Source organism: Paenibacillus sp. ICGEB2008 (assembly GCF_000307675.1).
GTDB classification, from domain to species: Bacteria; Bacillota; Bacilli; order Paenibacillales; family Paenibacillaceae; genus Paenibacillus; species Paenibacillus polymyxa.
Genome location: NZ_AMQU01000006.1, coordinates 158,925 through 171,721, shown reverse-complemented (window position 1 = coordinate 171,721; position 12,797 = coordinate 158,925). Strand labels below are relative to the sequence as shown.

Annotated in this window: 13 protein-coding genes; 6 read left to right on the top strand and 7 right to left on the bottom strand. The window is 44.9% G+C overall.

Going from position 1 to position 12,797, the window contains the following annotated elements; all coding sequences use genetic code 11:
- Positions 1 to 61 precede the first annotated feature (61 nt).
- On the top strand, positions 62 to 2,350 hold the full coding sequence (locus tag C400_RS0104290; protein WP_196772408.1) for a GDYXXLXY domain-containing protein: 2,289 nt from the start codon (positions 62 to 64) through the stop codon (positions 2,348 to 2,350).
- 198 nt (positions 2,351 to 2,548) lie between these two features.
- Here C400_RS0104290 and mmuM read toward each other — a convergent pair whose 3' ends face one another.
- Entirely contained in the window at positions 2,549 to 3,496 is a 948-nt protein-coding gene (gene mmuM / locus C400_RS0104285) for a homocysteine S-methyltransferase (RefSeq protein WP_017426084.1), read from the bottom strand.
- 291 nt (positions 3,497 to 3,787) lie between these two features.
- Here mmuM and C400_RS0104280 point away from each other — a divergent pair, with 291 nt between their 5' ends.
- Together C400_RS0104280 and C400_RS0104275 are read left to right on the top strand one after the other, a co-directional pair.
- The gene (locus C400_RS0104280) at positions 3,788 to 4,843 is read left to right on the top strand and encodes an AEC family transporter (protein WP_017426083.1); all 1,056 of its coding nucleotides are present in this window, start codon (positions 3,788 to 3,790) and stop codon (positions 4,841 to 4,843) included.
- 17 nt (positions 4,844 to 4,860) lie between these two features.
- A complete protein-coding gene (locus tag C400_RS0104275) occupies positions 4,861 to 5,880 on the top strand; it encodes a 2-hydroxyacid dehydrogenase (RefSeq protein WP_017426082.1) in 1,020 nt (339 codons plus the stop codon).
- A 51-nt stretch (positions 5,881 to 5,931) separates the two neighbouring features.
- On the opposite strand, the gene C400_RS0104270 is transcribed toward C400_RS0104275, so the two are convergent.
- Genes C400_RS0104270 through C400_RS0104265 form a run of 3 tightly spaced genes read right to left on the bottom strand, consistent with a single transcriptional unit; the run spans position 5,932 to position 8,253 of the window.
- Positions 5,932 to 6,669, bottom strand: coding sequence for a response regulator (locus C400_RS0104270; protein WP_017426081.1), 738 nt, complete (start codon positions 6,667 to 6,669; stop codon positions 5,932 to 5,934).
- Complete coding sequence (locus tag C400_RS27355; protein WP_232795312.1) at positions 6,666 to 6,896, bottom strand: ATP-binding protein; 231 nt, start codon at positions 6,894 to 6,896, stop codon at positions 6,666 to 6,668. The genes C400_RS0104270 and C400_RS27355 overlap by 4 nt, the downstream gene beginning before the upstream one ends.
- A 31-nt stretch (positions 6,897 to 6,927) precedes the next feature.
- Positions 6,928 to 8,253, bottom strand: a complete 1,326-nt coding sequence (locus C400_RS0104265) for a Spo0B domain-containing protein (RefSeq protein WP_232795311.1) — start codon at positions 8,251 to 8,253, stop codon at positions 6,928 to 6,930.
- A gap of 288 nt (positions 8,254 to 8,541) precedes the next feature.
- Between C400_RS0104265 and C400_RS0104260 the strand changes: the two genes are divergently transcribed.
- Positions 8,542 to 8,724: a hypothetical protein gene (locus tag C400_RS0104260; protein WP_016822587.1), complete on the top strand. Its 183-nt coding sequence runs from the start codon at positions 8,542 to 8,544 to the stop codon at positions 8,722 to 8,724.
- A gap of 101 nt (positions 8,725 to 8,825) precedes the next feature.
- Here the strand turns inward: C400_RS0104260 and C400_RS0104255 are convergent, their stop codons facing one another.
- The 3 genes from C400_RS0104255 to rlmN all read right to left on the bottom strand — a co-directional run bounded on the left by C400_RS0104255 (position 8,826) and on the right by rlmN (position 11,678).
- The gene (locus C400_RS0104255; RefSeq protein ID WP_017426080.1) at positions 8,826 to 9,758 is read right to left on the bottom strand and encodes a dihydroorotate dehydrogenase; all 933 of its coding nucleotides are present in this window, start codon (positions 9,756 to 9,758) and stop codon (positions 8,826 to 8,828) included.
- Positions 9,739 to 10,440 carry a dihydroorotate dehydrogenase electron transfer subunit gene (locus tag C400_RS0104250; protein WP_017426079.1) on the bottom strand — a complete coding sequence of 234 codons (702 nt, stop codon included), beginning with the start codon at positions 10,438 to 10,440 and terminating at the stop codon, positions 9,739 to 9,741. Before C400_RS0104250 ends, C400_RS0104255 begins: the two co-directional genes overlap by 20 nt.
- Positions 10,441 to 10,580: 140 nt before the next feature.
- Entirely contained in the window at positions 10,581 to 11,678 is a 1,098-nt protein-coding gene (gene rlmN / locus C400_RS0104245; protein ID WP_016822584.1) for a 23S rRNA (adenine(2503)-C(2))-methyltransferase RlmN, read from the bottom strand.
- A gap of 170 nt (positions 11,679 to 11,848) precedes the next feature.
- On the opposite strand from rlmN, the gene C400_RS27350 reads away from it, so the two are divergent.
- Together C400_RS27350 and C400_RS0104240 are read left to right on the top strand one after the other, a co-directional pair.
- Complete coding sequence (locus tag C400_RS27350) at positions 11,849 to 12,007, top strand: hypothetical protein (RefSeq protein WP_232795310.1); 159 nt, start codon at positions 11,849 to 11,851, stop codon at positions 12,005 to 12,007.
- Positions 11,973 to 12,797 (top strand): AraC family transcriptional regulator, encoded by an 825-nt coding sequence (locus C400_RS0104240; protein ID WP_232795309.1) that lies wholly within the window; start codon positions 11,973 to 11,975, stop codon positions 12,795 to 12,797. Before C400_RS27350 ends, C400_RS0104240 begins: the two co-directional genes overlap by 35 nt.

The window sequence follows — 12,797 nt, the reverse complement described above, 5'->3', positions numbered from 1 at the left end:
GTTCTGAGCGCTATCAACGCTATAATAGGCATCAAACCAACAGGAAAGGTACGTGAATTCCATGCTGCGATTTAATGCTATACGTACAGGTTATCTGCTGGGCATCTCACTGGTACTGGCTGCGATTATTTATTTTTTCGCCTCCAATTGGGGCGGACTGGATCGGACAGCCAAAATTGTGCTAGCTGTTGCGCTTATTGTTTTGTTCTATGGCTTGTCTTTTGTATTTGCACGTGTTCGTGCTGTTCCCGGGCAACAAGCATTTCTGTCCAATATATTTCTGCTGGCTGGCTGTGTAGCCTTCGGCGTTTCCGTGGCGTTGCTCGGTCAAATTTACAACTCCCATGCGGACAGCTATGGATTGTTTCTCATTTGGTCAGTGCCGGCTTTACTGCTTAGCTGGATCACCCGCTATAATCCTTTTTATATGCTGTCTTATGTATTGATTCATTTGGGGGTATGGCTTTATTTTTATCCAACGATGCAAAGCGCGGCTTATAGCCAACTGGAATCGTTGTCCATTGCTGGAGTGTTCGCAATATTTAATCTGGTTCTATTTCTATTGACGTTCCTTCATCGTATACATTCTGCTCCACTACAATATATGAGCTTTACTGTTCTCCATATAGCTATGTTGGCGATGACCAACTCCTTTGCATTCGATGGGTATGGCCTGATCATGAATATACCGCATATCGCTGTGATTGCTTTAGGATTTTATATATTTATCAAGGTTCGGCTGAATAAAACGTTACTGACCTTAAATGCATTGGCGCTCTCGGCTTTTGCTGTCTTTAAATTTATAGAGCTAGCAGAGGCGTACTCTTCATCTCTATTCTTTGTTTTCGGTTTGATTTTTGTGGCACTGCTACTGACGGGTAACGTATGGTTTTTTCGTTATTTAAATCGTTTGGGAAAACCGTCTCCGGAGGCTGGAGAAATACCCAATGAGAACAAAGAAGATATTGCAAAATCCGATGCGCAGACAACTGTTTCCGAAGACCGCAGTAGTGAATGGATCAGCAAAACCGTATCCCGTGTAATCAAAGTGGTTGGAGTATTGATTGGCAGTATATCCCTCATTGGACTGATTATGATTAGCACGAACGTAAATCACACCGAATATGTACTGCTGAGTGTGTCTTTGCTGCTGATGATTACGATGATTGTCATACCGGAGTCCAAGCTGGATTCTGTAGTCCGTTATACACTGCTGACCATCAGCTATATTACCGGTCTGGCGGCCATTCTATGGTCAGACCAGACGTTACTTTCAGTATTATTTCTGATCGTTTCCATCGCCGGATGGTTTCGCTCCAAGGGGAAAAGGCAGCAATTTTTTGCCTATACTTTTGTAAACCTGAATATGGCGACTGTTTTATTAAAGCAGTATCAAGAATGGTATGGTTGGAACTGGACCTATGAATTCATCATCTTCGCCCTATTCGTGCTCAATGCCGTGTTATATGGGGTAAGCTACTTTGTGCTCAAGACAGAGTTGAAAGAACATCTTCGGGATAGTTCATTATTCTTCAGCTTATTGTTCCTGTTTTGGGCGACGTTTTTTGAGGATGTCATTCCACACTCCTATATGTTCATTAATATTTTTTATTTTGTTATCGTTACATGGATGGTCTTCGCCTTTATCCGTCACAAACACAAATCGCAGGCCATTACGAGCGTCGTATACTGGTTTATTTTTATCGGCTTCAAATACTATGATTTATTGTGGACGCTGCTGTATAAATCTTTTACACTGGCGCTGCTGGGGATCATTACACTCGGAATTACCTGGTGGTTCGATCGACGAATGGCTCATAGCGGCAAAGCAGCATTCGACGCCGACCACCGCAGCTTTAGCTTTATGCGCTTAAGCCCGTTACTCATTGCCATCGTCATCGTACTACAGCTGGGGATTATCGGCTATCAGACGGCGAGAAGTGAAACCCTGCTCGCCACAGGTGCCTCCGTTAAGCTCAAGCTGGCTCCTATAGACCCGCGTTCCCTGTTGCAGGGCGACTATGTGGCACTGAATTACGATATTTCTACCCCTCCTTCCAAGGACCCTCTTCAGGAGAAGGATTGGAACCGAGGCAAGGTTAAAGTCGTTCTCACACCAGATAGCCAAGGAGTATACATCGCTGATCGTCTATATCAAGATGGTGAAATGCTTGCCAATCATGAAATCATTCTTAACGGACAATGGAATGGTTCTCGTATTCTGTACGGTATTGAGAATTATTTCATCCCTGAAGGAACCGGGCGTACTGTTGAACAGAACGCTCGTTACGCCTATATTCGGGTCAGCCGCAATGGAGATGCGTTGCTGGAACGTTTGGTGGAAAGCTGATCCGGATTGGCAAAGAGATAGAGAGGTAGAGAGGTAGAGAAATAGCGAACGAAGTGAGGCTTTAGAAATTCATTCTTTACAAAAAGCAGGCTGAACCAGGTTGCTCCATTACTGGAGTATAACTCGGTTCAGCCTGCTTGTTCTTTTGCGGCAATGGAGGAAAACTTCATGATAACCTTCCCTAAAAGTTTATCCTCGTTATACCTCTCTCGACCATGCCACGATTTCTCTAATATCCTGTGGCTGAGTCCGACAACAGCCACCAATCATACGCGCTCCTGCTTCATACCACTGACGGGCGCTCTGTCCGAACGTTTCTGTACAAGTATGGCCTTGCCATATTTTGGTGACCGGGTCATATTCCTCCCCCAGATTGGGATATACCACCACCGGCTTATCCGTATGGCTGTGTATTTCGTGAATAAGGGATGGAATGAATTTGGGCAACGTGCAGTTGATCCCTACTGCAGCCACCTGCTCGTGCTCATTCAGCCACTTTGCACATGCGGCGATAGACTCACCGTTACTGATATGCTGCTCATCCTTTGCACTAAAGCTGATCCAGGCATACGTGCCGGGGAATTCCTTCAGCAGCCGGGCGATGGCCCTAGCTTCAACCATGCAGGGTATCGTTTCACAAGCTAAAATGTCTGCTCCCGCCTCGATCAAAGCCTTCATGCGCGGCCTCTGAAACTCCATAAGCTGCTCCTCGCTCAGCTTGTAATCACCGCGATACTCTGATCCATCAGCGAGAAACGCCCCATAGGGTCCGACAGAGGCCGCAACCAGCGGCTTGGGACGAGTCTGCTGACTCGCAGTAGCCGTCACATCGGCCCAAAACTCATCTCGTGCCTGTACAGCAATCTGCACCGATGACTGAATAAGCTTCAATGCCTCATTTTCGCTCAGCCCGCGTTGAACATAGCCCTCCACAGTGGCCTGATAGCTCGCCGTAATCGCACAGTCTGCCCCAGCCTCAAAATAATCTCGATGTACACGCTTGATCGAATCTGGATGTTCATAGAGGATTTTGGCTGACCATAAGCTATCGTTTAGATCATGCCCGTGACGTTCTAGTTCAGTCGCCATTGCGCCGTCCAGCACGATCAGCTGAAATTTGTTCAGTATACGTTGTATCGGATTCATGCGGACCCTCCTGCTTGTCTTATCCATTTAACCCACTAACCAGGTTGGAATTAATTTTTTATATTATAGCATGTATGTTGATAAGCACCTCACATTTACATCCTGATGTAACGTATAAATTTTTTAAATTAGTTTCATAAGTTAAATTAATTAGATATTGTTCTTTTTTTCACAAAGTTTTTTTACTATAAAGGTGCAAACCAAACACTTTGGCCAAAAGATCAGGGAATTGCATTGTCACATTTTGCATCTTCATTTATGTGAAAAAAGGTACAAGAGAGGGTTTTATCTATGTCTTTACTAGAAATGATTACAGCGACCTTAACAGATAACAGTATTGTCAGTTCTATCGCTTCTACCGTTTTTATTATCCTGCTCGGCTTCTTTTGCCGCAAGAAGGGGATTTTTACCGCAGCCGTAGGAAAGATGCTATCTAAGGTTGTTCTCACTGTGGCTCTACCAGCACTAGCCTTTAATTCTTTCATGCAGGATATCAATCCTACAATATTAAAACAAGGCATGAATGTCTTAATATGGGGGATTCTCATTTATATCATTCTCATCTTTATTTCCAAGCCGTTCTTCCTGAGCTACAACAAGGATAAGCAGGATGTTTTACGGGTACTCACTATTTTCGGTTCTACTACTTTTTTTGGAATTCCCATTGTCGGTGCCATTTACGGTCCTACCGGAGTCATGTACAGTTCCATTTTTAATATAGGCTACCGCATTTTCTTATATTCTTATGGCTATATCAAAATGAGCGGCTTAAAAATGGAGCTTAAAAATCTCAAAACTATGTTTTTGAATCCGATCGTTATCGCGACTTTTATAGGCTTGTTTGTTTGGTTGTTCCAGGGTTATTTACCACAAATGAGTGTGGCTACAGAGGATGGAACCATTCAGCAGTTTGCTTTTCTAAGAATTGACCAAACCGCTGTCTGGCTGTTCAAGCCCATGACTTACCTTGCCGGACTAGCTTCTCCACTGGCCTGGCTATCGATTGGCTCGACTTTGGGTGAGATCAGCTTCAAATCGGCAGCTACAGACAAGACATCATGGTATTACAGCCTTGTTAAAGTTTGGCTAGTACCTATTGTGAACATCGTTTTGCTGGCTTTGTTGACTGTATCTCATATTCTGTCGGTCGATACTGTCGCTTTATCTACTATTGTCATTATGATGGCTACTCCTACAGCTACCGTAGCCGCAGCCTATGCTATCAGTTTTGATAAGGAAGCTGTACTGACTTCCAACGCTTCGCTTCTATCAACTATTACTTCCGTCGTCATGATTCCAGTGTGGATCATTACGCTCAATGTCATCGATAAAATTGGAATTTTCTAAACCAGGGGGAAAACAACATGTTAAAAATCATCTGCTATGGTGCCCGTTCATATGAGAAGCCCTATTTCCATGAGCTTAATAAATATAACTTTCAACTGACGCTGGTAGAAGAGCTACTGACCTCCAGCAATGCAGAACTGGCGCAGCATCACGATGCTGTTTTGTTAAGAGGAAACTGTGCTGCCAATCGAGAAAATCTTACAAAATTCAATAAGTACGGCATTCAATATGTTTTCACCAGAACGGTCGGAATCAACCACATTGATTTGGATGCTTGCAGCGAATTTGGAATGAAGGTCGCACGCGTCCCATCCTACTCTCCGAATGCTATTGCAGAGTTATCCCTAACGCTGGCTATGATGCTGCTCCGTCACACCGCTTATATGACTACCAAAAGCTCTTTCAAAAATTTTATTGTGGACGAGCATACGTTCAGCAAAGAGATTCACAATTGTAAAGTCGGGATTATCGGGGTCGGTCGCATTGGTCTGACGGAAGCCAGATTGTTTAAAGGATTAGGTGCTTCTGTTATCGGCTATGATGTGTACCAATCGGACACGGCCAAGGCCGTCGTTCCATTCACAACCTTGGATGAGTTACTGGCAGAGAGTGACATCGTCAGTGTGCATGTTCCTTACCTGCCGGGACAGAACGACCAAATGATTAATGCCAGCTTTTTAGCAAAAATGAAAAAGGGAGCTATTCTCATCAACACCTCACGCGGGGAATTACAAGATAACCAAGCCATTCTGGATGCATTGCTCAGCAATCATTTGGAAGGGTTCGGAACAGATGTCTTTCCTAAAGAGGAAGAACTATTTTTCAAAGCATTTGACCCATGGCAAATGCTCCCGGACCCAACAATCCAGAAGCTTGTAGAGCTGTATCCAAGAGTTTTGGTAACCCCTCATGCGGGCTCGAATACGGTTACTGCGTTATCCAACATGATTGAAACCAGCTACGAAAACTTCCATGATATCATTACAACTCATTCTTCGGACAATCTGGTTCCACTTCCTGTTCTCGCTATGAAATAAAGTAGGAAGTCTGGCACACTCATTGGACAATAAAGAACCGCTATCTCCAGATCATACTGGAAATGGCGGTTCTTTTATATCAGGATTGATCTGATAGAGCATTAGTGGTCTTCCAACCTTGTGGTATTCTATCGATTCGATCAGGAGGCCATCGTCTACCAGGAACTGAATATATTTTTTGACTGTAATCCGGGACAAATCCACTTCTCTGGCTAAGGTTTCAACCGAAAAGGGGCCGTCCAGCTCTTGGATACTCTTCAGTATGGTAGTCATGGTCAGTTTGGACAAGTTTTTAGACAGATTTTTTGATAGATTTGGGGATAGATGTTCAGTAGTTTTTTTCGTTTCCACACCCATAGGCTCTTCTTTATTAAAATATTGATCAATGACAGCCTGATTAATTCCGTTCCCTTCCTCCATTACCGTGGCCAGACGCTGGATTTTCTCCACAGCCAGCTTAAAACGTTCGAATGTAAAAGGCTTGATTAGATAGTCCGCCACTCCATAAAAAACAGCTTCCTTCACCGTTTGGATATCCTTTGCAGCCGTAATTAAAATAACCGAAGCATGGTACTGATGCTCCTGCATATGGGATAGCAAGGTTAATCCGCTTTTTCCGGGTAAATACACGTCCAGCAATACCAAATCCGGTGTGTGTTTCTGAAGATAATCCTGCGCTTTCTGGACGGTATCTGCTTTACCTACCACATCCAAGTTGTCCATACGCTCAATAAACTGTTGGTTGAGCTCAGCAACCATGGGATCATCCTCAACAATGAGTACCTTCATTCACTCGTCACCTCCAATGTACAGGGCAACTCTACATAGATACTTGTTCCCAGGCCAGGTTGGCTGTCAATTTCAATGATGCCCTGGTGATTATCCACCATGGTTTTAACCAGATTCAAGCCGTAACCCCTGTCCTCTCCTTTGGTTGAGAAGCCATGCTCGAATATTCTTTGTTGCATTTCGGAATCAATCCCCATACCATTATCCTTCACTTTCAAAATGAACACATTTCCCTCACACTCATAATTCAATTTCAATTCAATTTTGCCGGGTTGTTTTTTTTTGTAAAATGGAGTCTATCGCGTTATCAAAAAAATTGCCCAATATGTGTATGACATCATGAACAATGTCCTGCATCTCTAGATTGGAGACATTTGAGCTCTCTTCCAGTAACACCGAAATATTTTGCTCGCGTGCTTCGTTGATTTTCCCCATAATAAAACCTGCTAACGCCGGAACTTTAATTCTCTCTGTTAGAAAGCCTACTTCATTTTGATACCGGTGATTTAGCTGCTGAATATACTGACTGACCTCTTCATATTTCCTCATCTCAATCAGTCCGGAGATCACGTGCATTTTGTTCATAAACTCATGCGTCTGCCCTCGAAGAGAGTTAATATAATATTTGGTGCCACTTAACTGATTGCTAAGATGAATCATCTCGGATTGGTCACGCAGCGTAGCCACTGCCCCAAAAAACTCATTTTCTACATGTATAGGGGTTACTGTCGCAATGACTTCTATACCATTCACATAAAATGAGCGGTCCTTGATCTTCTTCTTATCATCAAACACTTTCTTGAAGAGCGCGTTATAAAAGTTGGTATCGATCTGCTCGCCAATCGGTGCTTTCTTGTCTTGATTCGCCAATTGGTACTTGGCCTTAGCTTCCTTGTTCATAAGCATAATTTTCTTATCAGCGGAAATGGCTATAATGCCTTCAGAGACTTCATTTTCAATAATTACTTTTTCACGTAATCGTGTTGCTATCTCTTGTGGCTCCAGCCCAAATAAAATCGTTTTGATTTTTTGCGCCAGAATGATCGCCCCCAGAACTCCACTAAAGAGCCCCAGCATCAGTCCTCCAAAAATGGTATACTGCGCCTGCATCAAATCATGATTTAGCGTTCTCATGGTCAGTCCTACACATACAATGCCAATGACCTCATTCTGTTGATTGAATATCGGCGTAAAATAACGGTAGCCTTGACCCAAAACACCGATATTCTCAGAGAAATGTCCCTGACCGGATAGCGCCTTTCTGGCATCATTCAGATCAGAGAAAGGCTTGCCAATCATGGTTTCATTCGGATGTGATAGCCGAATTAAATCGTGGTTCAGTATGACTACAAAATCTACATTAACGTTATGCATGACTCCAAGCGAGTAATCCTGGATCTGTCTCACAGGAACTCCCCGCTCAACATTACGAATCACATCGTTGTCACTGGCAACCACCTTGGCAATACCTGAAAGTTTTTCCTTCGTATTATCAAAATGCTTGTTAATCACGAAATTACGAATGAGAAGCAAGGATATAATCAAGGAAATAATAATAACTAAAACAACCAAAATAATAATCATGAATTGTAGCGAAACTTTGAATTGTCTTCTCGGTTTCAACTTGCCTTTTAACCGCAACCCTATCACCCAGCTTCTTTATCAAGCTCTCCATGAGAAGAAGAGTCTATCTTGCCCCTATAATCCCTTTTTATTCGACATTGTTTGACAAATTCCCTTCTTATTCTGCAAGCTTTACGCGCCTCATCGTGAATTAACGTAGTCTGTACCTGAAATAGAACAATATGCTGAATAAGGAAAGATCAATCCTCCATAATAAGGACGTATACCTAACGAAAGGGAGGATAACGGATGATTGACAATCTCGAAAGCAATTACGACTGCTCCCATGCAGGACAAGACCTTCACCAGCTCAAGCAGGAGCTCGCTACGCTTCAGGCACAAGGTGCCAACGACCAGGCATCCAAGGAAGCCATTCATCGGCTGGAAAATCAAATTTCGTTCATCTTGAACAAATGCGATATTAACCATTAGTCGAGTCTGGCTGGTTCGGTAGAATAAAATACAAAACCGGCTTGCCTAAAAAGACAAGCCGGTTTTGTATGCTTAAGTTTATGCACAAACGAGTACAAACTTCACAAAATTCCTCGTATCTCATCCAACGACTGCACCTTTTCCTGCTGCATCCATTGTTCTAGTCCATATACCAGCTCAGCCCCTGCATGTAAATGGACAAAATTATACGTTCCCACCTGAATGGCGGCGGCCCCTGCCATGGTGAATTCAATAATGTCCTCCACCGAGCTGATCCCGCCCATCCCGATCACGGGAATCGATACCGCCTGCGCCACCTGGTGAACCATGCGCAAGGCAATCGGCTTGATTGCCGGGCCGGAAAGGCCTGCATACGTGTTGGCAAAGACACTGCGACGCCGACGTATATCTATTTTCATTGCAGAAAATGTATTGATCAGCGAAACCCCGTCCGCGCCTTCTTCCTCGCACATCACTGCCATCTGCGTGATGTTCTCTGCATTCGGAGATAGCTTGACGATCAGCGGAAGCGCCGTCACATTGCGCACCTGACGCACAACCTCCCGCGCTACCTCCGTCTGGATACCAAATTGCATTCCACCCTGTTTCACATTGGGACATGAAATGTTCAATTCCAGCATGTCAACGCCTCTGCGGTTCATTGTACGGCGTTTTTGCGCGTTTTCAGTAATCATAGCTACGGCCTGTACGTATTCCTCCAGATTGGAGCCGCCCACATTGGCAATAACAGCCGTATTCCAGCGAGTCATGTCATCCAGTTCATCCTTCAAAAAAGCTGCCACACCCGGATTTTCCAATCCTACACTATTCAGCATACCGGATGCTGTCTCATGTATTCGTTGCCCCGTATTCCCCGCCTTCGGATGAAGGGTTAGTCCCTTGCCGACGATGCCGCCGAGTAGCTCAGGAGAATAGAATTCTGCATACTCACGCCCGAACCCAAACGTACCCGATGCCATGATAATTGGATTTTTGAACGGTACACCTGCTATATTACATGCCATGGAGATCATCGAACTCCACCTCCTCCACCGGGAATACAGGCCCTTCCTTACATACCCTCCGATTGCCTTCACGGGTACGCATGGTGCAGCCCAAACATGCGCCAATACCACAGGCCATGTGTCTTTCTGTTGAAATATATAAACGGGACGCTGTACCCGCCGTTTTCAGCGCAAGTGCTTGCAACATCGGAGTGGGCCCGCAGGAAAACATATTCGCATAGCGAGCCGGATCGACCTGTTCGACGATGCTTCCCCCTACTTTGACCTGTACAGATGCTGCCGCTGCCTCGAACGCTTCAACCCCAAAGGCTTGCTGTGCAAAACCCAGATAAACGTCTGCATGTGGGTAATATTTTGCAGCCAACAACAAAGGTGCTGTACCCATGCCACCGCCGATTAAAGCTAGACTGCCCTCGACCTGCGGAAACCCGTTTCCGAAAGGTCCTTCCAACTGAATCTCTTGACCAGGCTGTAATTGGGAAAATAGATTGGTCCCCTCTCCAACAACCCGGTATAAAAAGGAAATACTCTCTTCCCCGATATCATAAATGCTGATGGGTCTTGGCAGCAGTGGGTAACCATTTCCGCTGCGCAGCATGTAGAACTGACCCATTTTCCCTTTATATTTGCCCTCTATCTTCATTACATAAATGCCCGGAACGAGCGCCACATTTGAAATTACGTTAGCCATATAACCCCTCCACTAACCACTCACTATAACGTAAAAGCAGCAACTATTACGTGACTATTTTCACATTTACAGATGATGTTTTGCTCGATGGCTCGTATATAAAAAAAGCGTACTCCTGTTAGAGAGTACGCTCGTGCATTTTAACTAATCGCTTCGCGCTCCGCATTGCGGCTGCCGCTCGCATCCTTGCGAATTTGCTTGCTGCGTAGCTGTCCACAGGCCGCATCAATGTCGACTCCGTGCTCCAGCCGAACACTACAGCTAATGCCTTGCTTTTTTAGCACATCATAGAAGCCAGTAATCGACTCCGACTCACTCCGCTGGTATTGACTATGCTCATCCACCGGATTGTAAGGAATCAGGTTCACATTCGCCAGATTGCGACGATGGCCCACCAGCTCAGCCAGTTCGAGCGCATGCTCCTTACCGTCATTAACATCCTTCAGGAGGATGTACTCTAGCGTAATCCGACGATTGGTTTTGTCCAAATAATAATCAATCGCCTGCATGAGCTTCTCAATCGGGATCGCCCGATTGATCTTCATAATGCGGGTACGAATCTCATTATTCGGAGCGTGGAGGGAGATCGCAAGGTTGACGTGCAGATCGGAATCTGCAAATTCAATAATTTTATCGGCAAGGCCACTTGTGGACACAGTAATATGCCGCGGCCCAATCGCCAGCCCTTTGTGATCCTTAATGACCCGAATGAAATCGGACAGGTTCACAAAGTTATCAAACGGTTCGCCAATCCCCATTACCACAACGTGACTGACCCGGTCGCCCGGACGTTCCTGGTCCAGATACAGCTGCACCTTCATGATTTGTCCTACAATTTCACCACTGGAAAGGTCACGGCTCTTCTTCAACAATCCGCTCGCACAGAAGCTGCATCCAATGTTACATCCCACCTGGGTCGTCACACATACGGATAGTCCAAACTTATGCCGCATTAATACCGTCTCAATCAAATTCCCATCCTGCAAGCGGAACAAAAACTTGACCGTCCCGTCTGCTGATTGTTGCTTCACGTGTTCTTCCAGGATTTCAATAGAGAAGTGCTCTGCCAACAAGCGAGTACAACTCTCGTGAACCTCTGTCATCGCCGCAAAATCAGTAATTCGTTTCCGGTACAATGCGTCCCATACCTGTAATGCCCGAGATTTTTTATGTCCATGCTCCATGAGCCATGCTGTCAATTGGTCTAACGTTAATCCATAAATGGATTCCTTTTTCATGTTCGATCCTCTTTTCACAAACGTTAAAATTCGTATTTCTATATATAAACCCTAGCCATCACGACTCGTCTCAACTATCATTGCATCATAGCATGTTTGAGCGCTCTGCGCTATTCAAACACTTCTTTTATTGTCCCAAATTTTAATTATGAACACAAGGGGGCAGGCTGATGAAATCCTGTTCAACAACAGCACGCAAAGACAGGATGACGGACACCGTGAATGATATGATTACAACCAAGGAAGGTGATGTGGTTGGAATGGTTGCTTCGGATCAAGAACGCACTCGATCTAATGGAAGAAAGAATGCAGCAGCCCCTCGATATTGATGAAATTGCAAAGGCTGCCTACTCGTCGCCCTTTCATTTTCAACGGATGTTTTATATGCTGACTGGCGTTACGGTAGCAGAATATGTGCGCAAACGTCGATTGACCCTGGCTGCTCAGGAATTGAGTCTTTCTACCACCAAAGTACTAGATATTGCGTTCAAGTACGGATATGATTCCCCCGAATCTTTTTCTAAAGCGTTCCGAAAGGTACACGGTATTTCTCCCTCTGAGGCCAGAAACCCGGGAGTGAACCTGAAAGCCTTTCCGCGCATCACCTTCCACCTATCGCTGAAGGGAGATCAGGAAATGGATTATAAAATTGTAGAGAAGGCGGCGTTTACGGTCATTGGGAAGTCCATTCAAGTTACTACTAAGAACGGTGAAAATCTTCGGGAAATCCCAAAATTCTGGGATCGGCTTAACGGAGATGGCACATCAGATCGCATTCATGCCTTGGGGACAGGCGACGATATACTCGGTATATGTCTGGACATGAAGCATGGTGAGGAGACGTTTAGCTACCTTATCGCCGCAGAGGGTAACGAAGACGTAGCAGCCTCGAACGGATTAGAAGCCAGAACCATCCCGGCTGCCACCTGGGCCGTGTTTACATCCACCGGCCCTATGCCTCACTCGATCCAGAAGGTATGGCAAAGAATTTACCAAGAATGGTTCCCTGCCAGCAATTATGAGCATTCAGGCGGTCCCGAGCTGGAAGTGTATACCATGGGGGATGCTCATGCTGAGGACTACCGAAGTGAAGTATGGATTCCGATTACGAAAAAATAA